Source organism: Chryseobacterium sp. AC405b (genome assembly GCF_979258685.1).
Map to the genome: position 1 here is coordinate 2,863,765 of NZ_OZ409877.1, position 17,141 is coordinate 2,880,905.

At 33.5% G+C, this 17,141-nt stretch carries 11 protein-coding genes and 1 pseudogene; 4 read left to right on the forward strand and 8 right to left on the reverse strand.

Annotated features, from left to right (window positions below):
• Positions 1–100 precede the first annotated feature (100 nt).
• From ACZZZA_RS13745 to ACZZZA_RS13755, 3 genes are all read right to left on the reverse strand, one after another.
• A complete protein-coding gene (locus tag ACZZZA_RS13745) occupies positions 101–628 on the reverse strand; it encodes a DUF1697 domain-containing protein (RefSeq protein ID WP_463432659.1) in 528 nt (175 codons plus the stop codon).
• 94 nt (positions 629–722) lie between these two features.
• On the reverse strand, positions 723–2,213 hold the full coding sequence (locus ACZZZA_RS13750; protein ID WP_463432660.1) for a hypothetical protein: 1,491 nt from the start codon (positions 2,211–2,213) through the stop codon (positions 723–725).
• Positions 2,214–2,314: 101 nt separating this feature from the next.
• The gene (locus tag ACZZZA_RS13755; RefSeq protein WP_463432662.1) at positions 2,315–5,800 is read right to left on the reverse strand and encodes a glycosyltransferase family 117 protein; all 3,486 of its coding nucleotides are present in this window, start codon (positions 5,798–5,800) and stop codon (positions 2,315–2,317) included.
• Positions 5,801–6,024: 224 nt separating this feature from the next.
• Between ACZZZA_RS13755 and ACZZZA_RS13760 the strand changes: the two genes are divergently transcribed.
• From ACZZZA_RS13760 to ACZZZA_RS13770, 3 genes and pseudogenes are all read left to right on the forward strand, one after another.
• Positions 6,025–7,062: a PLP-dependent cysteine synthase family protein gene (locus tag ACZZZA_RS13760; protein ID WP_463432664.1), complete on the forward strand. Its 1,038-nt coding sequence runs from the start codon at positions 6,025–6,027 to the stop codon at positions 7,060–7,062.
• Between the two features lie 74 nt (positions 7,063–7,136).
• Positions 7,137–8,400, forward strand: a pseudogene (locus tag ACZZZA_RS13765) (aminotransferase class I/II-fold pyridoxal phosphate-dependent enzyme).
• A 286-nt stretch (positions 8,401–8,686) separates the two neighbouring features.
• Complete coding sequence (locus tag ACZZZA_RS13770; protein WP_463432666.1) at positions 8,687–10,882, forward strand: B12-binding domain-containing radical SAM protein; 2,196 nt, start codon at positions 8,687–8,689, stop codon at positions 10,880–10,882.
• 339 nt (positions 10,883–11,221) lie between these two features.
• Here the strand turns inward: ACZZZA_RS13770 and ACZZZA_RS13775 are convergent, their stop codons facing one another.
• The 4 genes from ACZZZA_RS13775 to atpD form a co-directional block, all read right to left on the reverse strand.
• Positions 11,222–12,373 carry a hypothetical protein gene (locus ACZZZA_RS13775; protein ID WP_463432668.1) on the reverse strand — a complete coding sequence of 384 codons (1,152 nt, stop codon included), beginning with the start codon at positions 12,371–12,373 and terminating at the stop codon, positions 11,222–11,224.
• A 552-nt stretch (positions 12,374–12,925) separates the two neighbouring features.
• A complete protein-coding gene (locus ACZZZA_RS13780) occupies positions 12,926–13,699 on the reverse strand; it encodes a hypothetical protein (protein ID WP_463432669.1) in 774 nt (257 codons plus the stop codon).
• A gap of 77 nt (positions 13,700–13,776) precedes the next feature.
• Positions 13,777–14,058 carry a FoF1 ATP synthase subunit delta/epsilon gene (locus ACZZZA_RS13785; protein ID WP_463432671.1) on the reverse strand — a complete coding sequence of 94 codons (282 nt, stop codon included), beginning with the start codon at positions 14,056–14,058 and terminating at the stop codon, positions 13,777–13,779.
• A gap of 82 nt (positions 14,059–14,140) precedes the next feature.
• Positions 14,141–15,649 carry a F0F1 ATP synthase subunit beta gene (gene atpD / locus ACZZZA_RS13790; protein ID WP_242802110.1) on the reverse strand — a complete coding sequence of 503 codons (1,509 nt, stop codon included), beginning with the start codon at positions 15,647–15,649 and terminating at the stop codon, positions 14,141–14,143.
• 206 nt (positions 15,650–15,855) lie between these two features.
• On the opposite strand from atpD, the gene ACZZZA_RS13795 reads away from it, so the two are divergent.
• Positions 15,856–16,776 (forward strand): bifunctional riboflavin kinase/FAD synthetase, encoded by a 921-nt coding sequence (locus ACZZZA_RS13795; RefSeq protein WP_463432673.1) that lies wholly within the window; start codon positions 15,856–15,858, stop codon positions 16,774–16,776.
• Here ACZZZA_RS13795 and ACZZZA_RS13800 read toward each other — a convergent pair.
• On the reverse strand, positions 16,773–17,126 hold the full coding sequence (locus ACZZZA_RS13800; protein ID WP_463432675.1) for an MmcQ/YjbR family DNA-binding protein: 354 nt from the start codon (positions 17,124–17,126) through the stop codon (positions 16,773–16,775). The genes ACZZZA_RS13795 and ACZZZA_RS13800 overlap by 4 nt on opposite strands.
• Positions 17,127–17,141 lie beyond the last annotated feature (15 nt).

Consider the following 17,141-nt stretch of genomic DNA (forward strand, 5'->3'; position numbering starts at 1 on the left):
TTATTGTATTGTTTATTTTTTAACCTTTCAGGTTTGTTTTATCTCAGAAGATTTTGCAAATATATATATTTCAAAAGTCAATATTCTTTAAATTAAATTTTCACTTAAACTTAGCAATAATTTTCTCAAATGTATTGATATTTCTGCTTGTAAACTGATCTTTCATACTTTTCTTCCCTAAAATTTTCCCGAATGTTGAATCTAATGTATTTCCTTTCAATACTTGCCAATAGAAATTTCCGTTGATTATTTTTGTGTCTTCATTTTCAGACTTTACAGCGTTTTCAAATTCTTTCATCAAAACATTTTCAACATCTTTACTTCCTATAAAAGTATAAACGTGCACGTCTTCATTTTTATTAAACGGATTTGAATTCCAAAAATTTTCAATTTCTGCCTGAGATTTTACAAACAAAAAAGCTTCATAATTAAAATGTTCAGACATTGCTTTTTCGAGAATAACCTTCAAATCTTCAACCTTTTTATCAGATGAGAAAATAATGTTACCAGAGGCTAAAACAGACAGAACATCTTTCATTCCTGCGTTTTTAAAAACTTCGCAGACTTCCGCCATTTTCATGTTGGTTCCTTTTACATTGACGCCGCGGAGGAAAGCACAGTATTTCATGGTTTAGAGTTTTAGAGTTTTAGAGTAAAATTTAATCTTTAATCTTTAATCTTTAATCTTTAATCTTTAATCTTTAATCTTTAATCTTTAATCTTTAATCTTTAATCTTTTCATATAAATTATAATCAGTACCCGAAGGTTTCAGTTTATAGATTTTCTCCAGAATTTTATGATCACTTTGCAAGTGATTTTTTATTCTGAATTCATTCAACAATTTGTAATGAGTTTTGTAGTAAAGACCGTCTTTTCCTTCAAATAAACTTTTATAGGATAAAAGATATTTTGGTTTTCTTTTTTTAGCGGTATTCAGCCAATAATTCTGTTTGTCTTTTTTGATTTCTTCCTGAATTTGTTTGTCAACCAACCCAACTTCATCAATGGTTTTTAACCCTGAAAAATAAGGAACATAGCCCGCTGGTTCAAGAAGAATCCATTGTTTTTTGTCTTTTTCATAGTTGTTTAAAAATATTCCTATCGATCTTCTGTAATTCCATTCACCGTTTCCGGTTGCGACAGAATGTATCGTTTGGAAAGCCAGCATGGGTAAAATATAGAATACAATCAATGCTGAAAGCCACCAGTTTCTTTTTAGTTTTTGTTCTAAAACAAATATTAAAATCGGAACGAAAAGCAGAATCTGCGGAACCCAGTAATACCAGTCGAAAAGACTTTTTTGTGAAAGAAAAATAATTTGTTTAGCCCAAGCAAACAGGAAAATAATCCACAAAAAATAATTTCTTTTTTCTCTTTGTCTGATTAAGTAAATGAAACACAATAATTCAAAAATCACCATCACAATAGTCACCGGATTGAAGTCACCGGGAAGTTTCAGCATTCCCCAAAAGTTTCCGTAATTTAATCTGAAATATTCGAAATCCTGTTGTAAAGTGTACACCCTATCGTACGCTAACTTTTTAGCAACAATCGTATTATTTACAATTTCACCAAAGTAAAACCAGTTGAAAGCTAATGCAGCAGAAACTCCTAACATTCCACCTAAAACATAATTCCATTTTATTTTTTTATTCCAAAAAGTATCGACTAAAAAAACAATGCCCAGAAAAATTACGGTGTCAATTCTCGTGAATAAAATTAAGACAGGAAATACAATCAGTGCCCATTTTTTCTCTTTTTTAAAACCATAGTACAGTAAAGACATTTCGAGGAAAAATAGAATTCCGTACTCCATTCCGAGAATTGAAATTTTGATGGAAGGGGGTAAAAGTGCGAACAGAAAGATAAAAATTGCTTTATGCCAAGGAGTTTTCAATAATAAATGAGAAAGAAATAAACTTCCTATTGTAAAAAGAATCGTATTGAGAATCAAAAGCGGTTCTATGAAGTTTTCTTTTCCGAAAATCAAATTAAAAAAATAAGAAACAAAAACGTACAAATGCGTTGTAGAAGCTGAAATTTTTGTTTCACCATTGAAACCAATCACACCATAATCCAATAAATTTTGGGCAACCCGCCATGTGATAAATGCGTCTTCTTGAATGTGGTGCGTCAAGAGAAAATAAAGTTTTGCAATTACTGTAAAAATTACAGCATACAGGGGAAGATTCTTACTGGTATTTCCGGACATCGCGTTTTTTTGATGCACAAATATAATCCTATTATTCTTGAATATCAACAATAAAAAAAACGGAACCGAAGTTCCGTTTTAAAGTATAAAAAAATGATTTTTTACTGTGTTGCCTTTATGATTGCTGAAGTTATCTGATCTTCTTTTTCTTTCGAATAGGTAGAATCAAATGGTTCCATAACATCAAATAAATACTGATAGAAAGGCGTAATGTTCTGTACTTTTTCAGATTCTTTCATCGCTTTCTCTTTGCCCATTTGCTGAAGATCTTTCACAAAAGCATTGAACTTCTTATCAATTGGCTCAATAGATTTCACCAGATATGCGTAAGCTTTTTCGTTTTGCCCTATTTTTTTGTAAGCATCTGTAACGGCAGTTACCACAAGAGAATATTCCATAGGTTTTGATCTCATCTGTCTTCCTGCAAATGCTTGTTCAGACTTGGTCAGGCTTAAATAATAATCATATTCTTCGAAGATACCTTTCTTTAATATTTCGGCTAACTGTAAAGCTTTTTGCTCCTGTCCGGCAACGATGTAACCGTAAACCATCGAACTTAAAGAACGTGGATCATTGTACTTTTCTGCAGGGATTTCTTTAGCCGCTAAATCTAATATTTCTAAAGCTTTTGCTTTCTGTCCGGATAAAGCTAGTGCTGCTGCCGCTCTGCTAGCCGAACCTCTGTAACTGATAATATTTGAAGTAGCCGTTTCATCAAAATGAACATTCAGGTCTTTAAAATTACCCCATTTGAAATTTTTAACCACATTATATAAAGAGTTTGCATCTACTCTGCCCATTTCTCCGTCACTGCTTCTTGGCGTACGAATCGGAACCAATCTGTAACTGAATCCGTCAAACTGAAGATACTCATCTAAAAAGAAAATATTTTCACTGTCATAAACGCCGCCTGAGGAGAAGTTTATCGGACGTTTCCAGTCGAAATTTGCCAAAATATCAAACATCATCAGGTTATTTTTGTATAAAGTTCCCGATTTATAATTGATCGTAATTTGATCAACTGTATTTGAAATATCTGAAGCGTTAATGATTCCTGATTTTAAAGCGTTTTGCTTATTGACCGGCAAAATAAATTTGTTTACTGGAAGGAAATTGTATTTCTCAAAACGTTCTTCACCGAAGATCATTTTCAAAACTTCATCTTTTGCAGGAGATTTTATTTTAAGAAAATTCATCGCTTCCTTTAAAGTCATTGAATCCTGAACTACATATTTTTCAAAAGGTTTCAATAAATTATCAGGCATTCCTGATTCTTTAAGATTGGATAAAACATTTTTCCAGTCATCTTTTTTCATCAGATAAATCTGATCGTTCACACCGTCTCTGTAATCCTCGTGCGTCAACTGACTTGGAATTGCATTGGCATTGTAGGTTTTTCTTTTTACCTGATCGATATTCCAAGGTGTTGAAAGAAGGGTAAAGTTCACAACTTTCACATCATCACGGAATCTTTCGGTCTCCTGCATTGCCCAAACCGGATACGTGTCATTATCACCATACACAAAAAGAATATCATTTTTTGGTAAAGATTTCAGCATTGAATATGAATAATCATAAGCCGTATATCTTCCGCTTCTGTCATGAACATTATAATTCTGGAAGCCCATCATCAAAGGGATAGCCATTAAAATAACTCCAAAGCCAATATTGGCAGCGTTTGATTTTACTTTAGACTGCAAATACCAAAGAATTGCTCCGGCTCCGAGACCTATCCAAATGGCAAAAGCATAGAAAGATCCCACCAATGCATAATCTCTTTCTCGTGGCTCATAAGGTTTCATTCCGGTGTAGAAAACAATTCCGACACTCGTGAGTACAAACAAAGATAAAATGGCGTAAAACCTTCCAAAATCTCTCATAAACTGGAAGTAACATCCTGCAATTCCTAATAATAAAGGCAGGAAGAAAAATGCTACCGTACTTTCATTGTTAAATTTCGCAGGTAGCGCATCTTGGCTTCCTAAGATCATATTATCAATAAATGAAATCCCAGAAATCCAGTTTCCGTTGGTGTTTTCATTATGTCCTTCAAGATCATTCTGTCTTCCTACAAAATTCCACATCAAATATCTAAGGAAATAATACCCATTCTGGAATGTGATAAAATAATCCATATTCTGAGCCAATGAGGGTCTCTGAACGGTAATTAATTCATAAGGTTTTACCTTTAAATAGTCAGCTGCGGTAATGCTTCCGTCTTCATATTTACCTCTCAGTTCGTCAAAAATTTCTTTAGCCTGAGGATCATCTGCAATCTCTTCGTTTGCATAATTAAACTGAAAATCCGGAGCTCCGTACATTGAGACATAATTTGCCATTACGTCTTTGTCTTCGCTAAACATTCTCGGCATCAAACTTACATGATCCTTGCTGAAAACATAATTAAAACGGTCACTTGTCTTTAAATACGTACCTGTTTTCTCATCTTTTTCGTAAACTTCTCCAGTTTTATCTGTTTTAAAACTTCCGTCCTCATTTTTCTGAATTCCACTGTTATCCAGGAAAGCAGTATAGTTTTGACCATAGATTGTAGGCCAGTCACCGTACTGTTCTCTGTTGTAATAATCAAGCATACCAATCGCAGTATCAGGATCATTTAAGTTCATTGGTGGATTGGCATTCGCTCTTATCGGAATTACCATCCAGCAAGAGAAACCGATCATCATATACACAACCGACAAAGCAATCGTCTGATAAATATTTTTCTTCGCCTGTCTCGCATATTTTAAAATGAAATAGCAAATCGCAATCAAAATAACGAAACCAGCAATTGTTCCTGAATGGAATGGAAGACCTACTCCATTCACAAAGAATATTTCAAGTTTTCCGAATAATGACATGATTACCGGGAAAATAATTTTGAAAACAAGAATTAAAATTCCTAATGTGATGGCATTTGCCCACAGGAAATTCTTCCACGTAAATTCATAGTTTCTTGAATAATATACTAAGCAAACTGCCGGAATTGCCAACATACACATCATGTGAACACCCACAGAAAGACCGACAATAAAGAAGATTAAAATAATCCATCGTTCATTATCAGATTCTTTATATTCGTTTTCCCATTTGGTAATCAGCCAAACCAAAATTGCAATAAACAAAGACGCCATAGAATAAACCTCTCCTTCTACCGCTGAAAACCAAAAAGTATCTGACCAGGTAAAACATAGAGATCCTATTACTCCGGCAAACAGAATGGCAATTTCCTGATGTTTTGTAACTTCTTCAAAATCTTTGTTCAGAAGTCTTCTCACAAAATGAGTAATCGTCCAGAATAAAAACAGAATCGTCAATGCACTGAATAATGCAGACATTCCGTTAATTACCACAGAATAATTTTCACCATTTCCAAAAGCAAACATTGCAGCAACAGCACCCACAATCTGAAAAAGAGCTGCTCCCGGTGCGTGTGTTACTTCTAATTTTACTGCTGAAGAAATGTACTCACCACAATCCCAGAAACTAAAGTTGGGTTCTATCGTTGATAAGTACGTGAAAAATGCAATGACGAAAACCACCCATCCGATAAGAGTGTTCCATTGCCTAAAAGTCCAGTTTTTCATAGTATAAAATCAATTGGTGCGAAAATAAGGTTTTTACTTCATTTTATTTTGATTTTAACAAAATTTAAAAGATTGGCTTGCTTTTTGTGAACGTTTTGCGGCTGTTTATGAAACGCTTAAAACAGATAATTCTACTTTCAGGACTTATAATTTCTTAAAAGTTTAAAAATTATTTATTTTTTTGTATTTTTGCGGTCAGATTTTTATTTGAAAAATAACAAATAATGAGTAATGTTTACGATAATATTCTTGGCTTGATTGGGAACACCCCTTTAGTAAAACTAAATACAGTAACTAAAGAAATTCCTGCAAAAGTTTATGCCAAGTTAGAATCATATAATCCTGGACATTCCACAAAAGATAGAATCGCACTTCATATTATTGAAAGCGCTGAGAAAAAAGGTTTATTAAAGGAAGATTCTGTAATAGTAGAAACTACTTCCGGAAATACAGGTTTTTCACTTGCCATGGTTTGCATCATTAAAGGATACAAATGTATTCTTGCGGTAAGTGACAAAACAAAAGCTGAAAAAATTGCTTATCTGAAAGCTCTTGGTGCAACAGTATATATATGTCCTGCGAATGTACCTGCGAATGACCCGAGATCATATTATGAAGTAGCAAAAAGAGTTGCTGCCGAAACCCCCAATTCTGTATATATCAATCAATATTTTAACGAATTGAATATTGATGCTCATTACCAGACAACTGGTCCCGAAATATGGGAACAGACAGAAGGTAAAATTACTCATCTTTTTGCATGTACAGGAACTGGCGGAACATTATCCGGTTCTGCAAAATTTCTAAAAGAGAAAAATCCAAATATTAAAATCATTGGTGTAGATGCTGACGGATCTATTTTGAAAAGTTACCACGAAACCGGAGAAATTCATAAAGAAGATGTACATCCTTACCAAATTGAAGGAATGGGAAAAAATTTAATTCCTTCTGCCCTTCTTTTTGATAAAGTGGATGAATTTGTGAGAGTAAACGACGAAATGTCTGCATACAGAACCCGTGAGATTGCTTTAAAAGAAGCCATCATGGGTGGTTATACAACCGGAGCTGTTACTCAGGGATTAATTCAATATGCACAATCTCATGACTTAACAGAAAATGATTTCGTTGTGATGATCTATCCGGATCACGGATCACGTTATATCACTAAGGTTTACAGTGATCAGTGGATGGCTGAACAAGGTTTCATCAACAATTGTGTACACAACTATGATGAAGTATTCAAAACGGAATACATCAAATAAAAAAAATATATCAAACAGATCAAGCCTTTTTGTACAATACAAAAGGCTTTTTTACATAAAACTTACTCAATACAATGGTAGATATTTTTGAAAGAATAAAACAAAATCCTGGACCATTAGGTCAGTTTGCTGATTATGCAGAGGGATATTTTGTATTTCCAAAATTGGAAGGTCCGAATCGGTCCTAGAATGAAATTTCAAGGTAAAGATGTCATTTTCTGGAGCGCAAACGACTATTTGGGATTGTGTAATCATCCTGAAGTTTTGGAAGCTGATGCAAAAGCTGCTGCAGAATTCGGAATGTTCTATCCGATGGGTGCAAGAGCAATGTCCGGAGAAACTCAGCAACACCAGCAATTGGAAAAAGAATTGGCAGAATTTACACAAAAAGATGCTGCTTATCTTCTAAATTTCGGTTATCAGGGAATGGTTTCTTGTATCGATGCGTTGGTTACAAGACACGATGTTATTGTTTATGATGCAGATTCTCACGCCTGTATCGTAGATGGTGTTCGTCTTCATATGGGGAAAAGTTTTACCTTCAAGCATAATGACATTGAGAGTTTAGAAAAAAACCTTGCCAGAGCAACTAAAGTTGCTGAAGAAAACGGCGGCGGAATCTTAGTGATTACCGAAGGTGTTTTCGGAATGAGAGGAATGCAGGGTAAACTAAAAGAAATTTGTGATTTAAAATCTAAATTCAATTTCAGACTTTTAGTGGATGACGCACATGGTTTCGGAACTTTGGGTAAAACCGGAGCTGGAGCTGGAGAAGAACAAGGATGTCAGGATCAGATTGATGTTTATTTCTCAACTTTTGCTAAATCAATGGCTGGTTTCGGAGCTTTTCTTTCGGGAGATGCAACGATCATCAGATTTTTAAAATACAATCTTCGTTCTCAGATTTTCGCTAAATCTCTAACGATGCCAATGGTAATCGGAGGTCTGAAAAGATTGGAATTGCTAAGAACACGTCCCGAAATTAAAGATAAATTATGGGAAAATGTGTACAAACTTCAAAACGGATTGAAAGAAAGAGGTTTTAATCTTGGTAACACGAATACTTGTGTGACACCGGTTTTCATACAGGGAACAACAATTGAAGCAACACTTTTAGCTAAAGATTTAAGAGAAAATTATGGTGTATTTACATCAGTGGTGGTATATCCTGTAATTCCAAAAGGAATGATTTTGCTGAGATTAATTCCTACCGCTTCGCACACAGATTCAGAAATTAATGAAACTTTAGCTGCTTTTGATGGCATCAAAGAAAAATTAAAATCTGGAGCTTATACAGAAATGGAAAAACAAATGAATATCGAGTACAAACAAATGTAATTTGATTTTTATTTAAATATAATTATAACCGTTAGAATTATCTAGCGGTTTTTTTAGTTTTTTATCAGAAGAATAAGAGTAGAAACTTATTTTCTATTTGCACAATCTTCTCAACGATATATTTGTCATTCCGTAGGAATCTAAGTTTTGATTTTCATTGTTGAGATTCCTGCGGAATGACAAACTAGTTTAGAATATTATTATTCAAAAAAATATATTTTATTAAATCATATAAAAACTTTTCTTGCTTTTGGGCTTAAACTCTTAAATTTGCAAAAAATATCTTTTGAAAGATCTTCTTCTTATCACTCCGCCTTTTACGCAACTCAACACGCCATATCCTGCAACAGCTTATATTAAAGGTTTTTTAAATACCAAAAACATATCAAGCTATCAAATCGATTTGGGGATTGAAGTGATATTGCAGTTATTTTCAAAAGAAGGAATCCAAAGTATTTTTGCTAAAAATATAGATTTAAAAAGCACGTCTGAAAACTCTCAAAGAATTTTCGCTTTACGAGATGAATATATTAAAACCGTCGATCAGGTTATTCTTTTTTTACAAAATAAAAATCCAACTTTAGCAAGACAGATTTGTTCGATGAATTTTCTTCCTGAAGCTTCCCGTTTCAATCAACTTGATGATATGGAATTTGCATTCGGAAACATGGGTTTACAGGACAAAGCTAAACACTTGGCTACATTATATTTAGAAGATTTATCTGATTATATGGTTGAACAAACTGATTCTGATTTTGGTTTCAGTAGATATGCAGAAAGATTAGGAAAAAGTGCCAATTCTTTTGATGAATTATATGCTAAACTCAATGATCAGCCAACTTACATAGATCATATTACTTTAAAAATTCTGCACGAAAAACTCGAATTTGTTCAACCGAAACTGGTTTGTTTTTCTGTCCCATTTCCGGGAAATTTATATTCTGCTTTTAGATCAGCAAAATATATTAAAGAAAATTACCCGAACATTAAAATAGCCATGGGTGGCGGTTTTCCAAATACAGAACTTCGTGAAGTAAAAGACAAAAGGGTTTTTGAGTTTTTTGATTTTATTACTTTAGATGACGGAGAAGTTCCGCTTGAATTGGTTTACGAAAATGTCTGTCGTCCTCAATCAAGCGACAACTCTCAATTCAAACGTACTTTTTTAATTGAAAATGGAGAAGTTACCTATAAAAATAATACTGCTAAACACGATTATAAGCAGGCACAAGTAGGAACTCCGGATTATTCTGATTTACAACTAGATCAATACATTTCGGTCATTGAAATTGCCAACCCGATGCACAGTTTGTGGAGCGACGGAAGATGGAATAAACTGACAATGGCACACGGTTGCTATTGGGGGAAATGTACGTTCTGTGATATTTCTTTAGATTATATTAAAATTTATGAACCTATTTCAGCCAAAATATTGGTTGACCGAATGGAAGAACTCATCAAGACAACCGGAGAAACAGGATTTCACTTTGTGGATGAAGCTGCACCTCCTGCTTTGATGCGTGAAGTTGCATTGGAAATTTTGCGAAGAAATCTTGTGGTAACCTGGTGGACAAATATCAGATTCGAAAAAAGTTTCACCAAAGATTTGTGCTTTCTCTTAAAACTTTCAGGTTGTATTGCTGTTTCGGGCGGACTTGAAGTAGCGAGTGACCGATTATTAAAATTAATTGATAAAGGAATTTCTGTAGAACAGGTTGCGCAGGTGACAAGAAATTTCACAGAAGCCGGAGTCATGATTCATGCGTATCTGATGTATGGTTATCCTACTCAGACGATTCAGGAAACGGTAGATTCTTTAGAAATGGTTCGTCAGCTTTTTGAAATGGGAATTTTGCAAAGTGCATTTTGGCATCAGTTTGCAATGACCGCTCATTCACCCGTGGGATTGAATCCTGAAGAATTTGGAGTTACCCCTATCAAGCAGGAAATTTTATTTGCCAACAATGATATTGATTTTACAGACAAAACCGGAATTGATCACAATAAATTTAGTTTCGGTTTAAAAAAATCTTTATTCAACTATATGCACGGAATTAATTTTGAATTGTCGTTACAGGATTGGTTTGATTTTAAAATTCCTAAAACTACAATTCATCCATATTATATTCATGATTCGCTTCTGGAAGAAGAAAATTTCATATTTAAGCCTAATTCTAAAATTATTTTTCTGGAGAAAAACGTAATCGCTGAGAATTACATAAAAACAAAAAAACAAAACTCTTGGGCGTACACAAGAATGACATTCCATTTAAAAACCAATATTATCAAAGTAGATTTTGAACAGGATAAAGCAGAATGGTTGATTAAAGTTTTACAGGAAAACACTTTAGAAAATTCTAAACGCATTACATTGCAGCAATTGAAAACAGATTTTGAAAATAGTTTTGAAGATTTTGAATTATTTTGGTTTTCGAAACCAATGCAACAGTTGAAAGATAATGGGGTTATTTTAAGTCTGTAACCTGAACTCGATTAAAGCTTTATGCTTAAAATTCGGCAAAGGCAAAAGTTAATATATTTAATAACTTAACTAAATTATAGCTTATGATTTGTATTGATAAAAAAATTAGCATATGGTCTATTAATTGAAATCAGTTGATGAAAAATTTACAAACATATCTTTAAGAATCCTTCAGATATAAAAGTTTATCTTACCAAATAATAAAATGAGCGTAAAATAAAAAAACCCCGAAAAAATTGATTTCGGGATTTTTTTATTATTTAACAAACTAACTTATACTTCCAATTTCAGGATTAGATTGTGCATTCATTATATGTTATATTTGAGTTTTTTGTAAGCTTAGTTGGCAGCACGTATCTGCTCAATCTTCAGAAAAGCCTTTGTGTTAGTACAACTGCCTCCTGGACAGTTTGTTGCATTTGCAGGTCCAAAATTTGAAGCTCCCAGCATAAATGTTAATGAATACATGGTTTTATCTGTTGGGTCAGTATTGGTCCAAGTATATCTTCTGAATTCAGGAGAATTAAAATAAACATCAGGATCTCCCCATGCATTAGTAATACCTCCGGTCATAGCTGTACCATTTCCCCCGCTGTTTCCATACCAAACTCCTTGTGCCGGAAACGTCATTCCGTTATTACCATATACAATTTGACCGTTCGTTACATATTCAGACGCACCATTCCACATAATAGTTGGTGTACCCGAATTACTTCTTATCTGTAAATCTGATAAATCATAGCCACTTCCTGAGCCAATCACTACTCTCACTGAAAACTTCCCATCAGGTGAAGTCAGAGTTCTATCATAGCCAGCTGATGGATCGCTTGTTAATTTTAACGGACCTATAGTTGCTGCAACTTTAATTTCTGCAATATCCTCTCCTCCAACTGCAGCACTGCAGCTTCCCGTATAAAATGGTACTGTGGTACTATTGATAGGTACTGTAGTAGTTGTAGGAGAAGTAACGGTAGGTGTTCCTGATACATTAAATATGAGTTCTCCAGTTCCGGCAGATAATTTCCCTGCTTGTAATTGAAAACTTAATCCATTCACTGTAACAGAACTACCTCCGGGATAGTTTCCTTCATTTCCTCCAGCATATGAAATCTTCAGAATACCATTAAAAGGCACTCCAGTGGTATACACCGATGGACTTAATATTGCTGTCGTACAATCTATACTGGAAACAGCGGGAGCTACAGAAGTAGAATTATCTATATTTCTCCATTCCAATCCATTCCAGAAATAATATCCTTGAGGAAGAGTCGTCCCACTATTGTAAATCAATAAACCGGCAGCCTGTCCTGCTGCACCATCCAGATCCATTGTTGATGATGTAAGATTAATTCTTGGTGCTAAAAAGCCTTTTGTAGATGAAACTACATCCAATACAGAGGAGTTGTCCGGAGTTACAGTATTGATTCCTATTTGTGCAAAGATTGTATTAATTGTAAAAAATGTAGTTAAAATGTAAAATGCTTTTTTCATTATTTATGTTTTTATTTATGCTTATATTTAATTATAAAATCACCACAAAAACTTATAATAAAAAATGAATATCATAATTATCAAGAATAAAAAATTATTTAGTAGCGGATCTAACAATGAATATCAAACTATTATATTCTCCAACTTTTTTATTTTTTGAAATGATAACGAAAACATCAAATATTATATAATTACGAAAGTGATATTTATTAAAAAAACAACTAATTATCACCAAATATATAAAATATATGCCAAATAATATGAATAATTATTAATAAAATAGATAATTTACATATGAATACATAATAAAATATAAAACTTATTTTTTATTAATAAATTAATTATGTAAAAATTTCTTCAATTAATTTACATTATTTTAATTAATACTTTAAGATAATATTAAATTTTTTGATTTGAATATAGTCATACTATAGGCGAATATTCTTTAATAATTTAACCAAAAGTTAAATTTCAAAGAATAATAATTACTATTTGAAAGAAATAAAATTAAATGAATATTGCAAAAAAATTCAGAATTAAATGATTTGAAGTTTATTTTTTAATAAAATTAGGATCTAATATTGCCATTCTTTCTGCAATGGCTTTGTAGGTTGGAAATTTCAGAATGGAAGCTCTGCCGGACATTTCTCTGTATAATGTAAAAGATTTTCCGCCAGCAGTTTTTATCTGTTTTGTGGTAGTGATATACTTTCCGATATACTTACTTTTAGCATCATAAATCTCAATGTCGATAAAAGTTTTGTCGGTTATTCGATCATCTGAGCCAAAGCTTACAGGCAAATTAGTAAAATATCCCACCGGAATACCATTACTCAAAATTTCTCCAACGCTATTGACTTCTATATTTAATTTATCAATTTTTGTGCGGGTAGTATAAGCTTCTTTAGTTTTATTATCAAGTTTCCGTTTAGGCATATTTTTGAAAAGCTCGTCTAAATTTTTGATATTGATTCCTCTTTCATCAATAATTTTCAAACTTTTTATACAAGTGTACACTGCAGATTTTTCATCACCCGAAAATGCAGACGGTGATATGTAATCTGCATCTAATGTCTTCTCCCGATTGTATATCCTATTGATTTTCACATAACTGTCACGTACAGAATCTACAACGCTTTTATCAACAAATTCAACAGTGAAGATGGGTGTTTCCTTTAAATCCATAAAAGTGTATTCATTAGATTTATTAGAAATTTTTGCTACGTGAGTTCCGTCTAGAGTTACAATTCCTCTTTTTGTTTTGATAATCTGGGCATTGAATATACAGCTCAGAACTACAAAGAATATGATTAAACTTTTTTGCATAAATCAGATTTTCCAAGGCATAAAAAAAGTGTAACAAAGTTACACTTTCTTGAAAATATATTTAGCTTCTCATTTAATTATTCGCAAAGGATAATTCCTTTATCGTGATTAAATTCTATCACACCACTTTTGATAGCATAAGAAAAAACAGAGTCTTTTTCATTTTCTTTAGTAAAGTTCTTTGCGTACGATTCATTAATAGAATTCGCATACAATTTTACCTTACCTCCAACCAATGAAGAAACAATTCCTGCGTGATTTTTCATGATGTGGAATTCACCATTTTTACCAGGCAACAATACAGAGTTTACCTCTCCTTCAAAAACTACATATTCTGGTGTTAAAATTTTTATATTCATTTTTCTCAGATTAAAGAGTAAAGAGAAAAGAAAAAAGAGTAAGAATTTTCTTTTCTCTTTTTTCTTTATTCTATATTTCTAATTAAGCGTTATCAGCTAACATTTTTTGTCCGGCTTCGATCGCTTCTTCGATAGTTCCTTTCAGGTTGAAAGCAGCTTCCGGTAAGTGATCTAATTCTCCATCCATAATCATATTGAATCCTTTGATGGTATCTTTGATATCTACCAACGATCCTTTAAGACCTGTAAACTGTTCTGCAACGTGGAAAGGCTGAGACAAGAATCTCTGAACTTTTCTAGCACGGTACACTACAGATTTATCTTCTTCAGAAAGTTCTTCCATACCAAGAATTGCAATGATATCCTGAAGAGCTTTGTATCTCTGAAGAATTTCTTTTACTCTCTGAGCACAGTTATAATGTTCTTCACCGATAATTTCCGGAGCCAAGATTCTTGACGTAGAAGCCAATGGATCTACAGCAGGATAAATACCTAATGAAGCAATTTTTCTATCTAGTACAGTTGTTGCATCTAAGTGAGCAAACGTTGTAGCAGGAGCCGGGTCAGTTAAATCATCCGCAGGTACGTAAACCGCCTGTACTGAAGTAATTGAACCATTTTTAGTTGAAGTAATTCTTTCCTGCATCGCACCCATTTCTGATGCCAATGTTGGTTGGTAACCTACCGCAGATGGCATACGACCAAGAAGTGCAGATACCTCAGAACCAGCTTGTGTAAAACGGAAGATATTGTCTACGAAGAACAATACGTCTCTACCTTGTCCGCTTTCTCCACCGTCTCTGTAGTACTCAGCTAATGTAAGACCAGATAGTGCTACTCTAGCTCTTGCTCCTGGCGGCTCATTCATTTGTCCGAAAACGAAAGCAGCTTTAGATTCTTTCATTACCTCAAGGTCAACTTTTGAAAGATCCCAACCACCGTTTTCCATAGAGTGCATAAAATCATCACCGTATTTAATAATACCTGATTCTAGCATCTCTCTCAAAAGGTCATTTCCTTCTCTCGTTCTTTCACCTACTCCGGCAAAAACAGAAAGACCACCGTGTCCTTTTGCAATATTGTTAATCAACTCCTGAATCAGTACCGTTTTACCAACACCTGCACCACCGAACAAACCAATTTTACCTCCTTTTGCGTAAGGCTCAACTAAGTCGATTACTTTAATACCTGTAAATAAAACTTCTGCAGAAGTTGAAAGTTGATCAAATTTTGGAGCTGGTCTGTGAATTGGAAGACCACCTTCTTTAGAAATATTTTGAAGCCCGTCGATAGCATCCCCAACAACGTTGAATAGTCTTCCGTTTACAGCTTCACCAATTGGCATCATGATAGGATTTCCGTATCCGATTACTTCCTGCCCTCTTTGAAGACCGTCTGTAGCATCCATTGCGATACATCTTACGGTATCTTCACCAATATGTTGTTCTACCTCTAAGACTACTTTTTCACCGTTCCCTTTGATAATCTCTAACGCATCATAAATACTGGGAATTGCTTCCACATTATTAAAAACTACGTCGATTACAGGACCAATAATTTGAGAAATTTTTCCTTTAATTTGGTTTGCCATTGCTAAATTTTTTCTTGGTGCAAATATAATGAATCTTAACAAACCTGCAATTCCTAAAAAAAAGATTTTTATCATGCTTTTTCAATAATTTACCAATGTAACAGTTTACCAATCTACCAATCATTTTGCGGCTAAAAACATTGGTAGATTGTTATATCGATACATTGTTACATTATACTTATATTTGCTGTCAAAATTTTTCCGTTTTGAATATCTTCAAGAATTTTAAAGATTACTACTCCACAAAGCCTTTAGCATTGTCTTTGGGTATGTTTGACGGTGTACATCTTGGTCACAAATACATCATCAACGAGTTAAAAAAAGTGGGTTCTGAGAATGATTTAGAAACAGCAATACTTACTTTTTGGCCGCATCCGAGATTTGTTTTTAATCCCAATGAAGATTTAAAACTTCTTAATACCATTGAGGAAAAGAAAGTTTTAATGGAAAGATACGGCATCAATAATTTATTTGTAAAAGAATTTGATGACGAATTCAGAAATCTTACCGGAGAAGAATTTGTACGTCAGATCTTGATTGGTCAATTAAATGTAAAATATTTAATCATTGGCTACGATCATTCTTTCGGAAAAAATAAAAGCGGAAATTTTGAATTGCTTCAAAAATTATCTAAAGAATTAGATTTTGAGGTTGAGCAAATGGAAGCCATCAATATTCACGAGAATAATATCAGTTCTACCAAAGTTCGAAATGCTCTTTTAGCAGGAAAGATTACTGAAGCTAACGAAATGTTGGGTTACACTTACTCCATTTCGGGAACGGTTGTGCATGGGAAAAAATTAGGCCGAACAATCGGTTATCCTACTGCCAATATTGAAACCGATACTATTAAACTTTTACCTAAAAAAGGTGCTTACATTGTTGAAGTTTTTGTGAACGAAAAACAATACAAAGGGATGTTGAGCATCGGAACCAACCCAACTGTTAATGGTGAAAAATTAACCGTTGAAGTGTATATTCTTGATTTTGAAGGAGATATTTATGATGAAAATATCACGGTAAAATTCAGAAATTTCCTGCATGAGGAAATTAAATTTGAAGGTCTTGAAAAACTGATTGAAAGACTGGATGAGGATAAGAGACTCACCGAAGAATTTCAGTTTTAAGAATTCTCAACTTCCTCCTTAGCTTTTTTTGTTAATGATTTAAATACCAAATCATAAGAATGGTCTATCATTTTTAGAACTAATTCTTTTTTCAGACCATCTAAAGAAACAGAATTCCAGTGGATTTTATTCATATGAAATGCCCCTGTAATCTGCGGATATTGCTCACGAAGTTCTGCGCTCCATTCCGGATCTGTTTTTACTGCGATTGTTAAAGGCTGTTTTTCTAATGACATTAATAAAAACATTTTTGTTCCAACTTTCATCACAAGCGTTTCATTATCAAAAGGAAAAGTTTCCGTTACGCCTTTTTTGGACAAACAGTAATCTAAAATCTCGTTCGCATCCATTTTATGAGTAATATT

Excerpts from the sequence above, each read along its gene's own strand:
- ACZZZA_RS13745 (WP_463432659.1), bottom strand. The coding sequence starts at position 628 with ATGAAATACTGTGCTTTCCTCCGCGGCGTCAATGTAAAAGGAACCAAC.
- ACZZZA_RS13750 (WP_463432660.1), bottom strand. The coding sequence starts at position 2,213 with ATGTCCGGAAATACCAGTAAGAATCTTCCCCTGTATGCTGTAATTTTT.
- ACZZZA_RS13755 (WP_463432662.1), bottom strand. The coding sequence starts at position 5,800 with ATGAAAAACTGGACTTTTAGGCAATGGAACACTCTTATCGGATGGGTG.
- ACZZZA_RS13760 (WP_463432664.1), top strand. The coding sequence starts at position 6,025 with ATGAGTAATGTTTACGATAATATTCTTGGCTTGATTGGGAACACCCCT.
- ACZZZA_RS13775 (WP_463432668.1), bottom strand. The coding sequence starts at position 12,373 with ATGAAAAAAGCATTTTACATTTTAACTACATTTTTTACAATTAATACA.
- ACZZZA_RS13780 (WP_463432669.1), bottom strand. The coding sequence starts at position 13,699 with ATGCAAAAAAGTTTAATCATATTCTTTGTAGTTCTGAGCTGTATATTC.
- ACZZZA_RS13785 (WP_463432671.1), bottom strand. The coding sequence starts at position 14,058 with ATGAATATAAAAATTTTAACACCAGAATATGTAGTTTTTGAAGGAGAG.
- atpD (WP_242802110.1), bottom strand. The coding sequence starts at position 15,649 with ATGGCAAACCAAATTAAAGGAAAAATTTCTCAAATTATTGGTCCTGTA.
- ACZZZA_RS13800 (WP_463432675.1), bottom strand. The coding sequence starts at position 17,126 with ATGGATGCGAACGAGATTTTAGATTACTGTTTGTCCAAAAAAGGCGTA.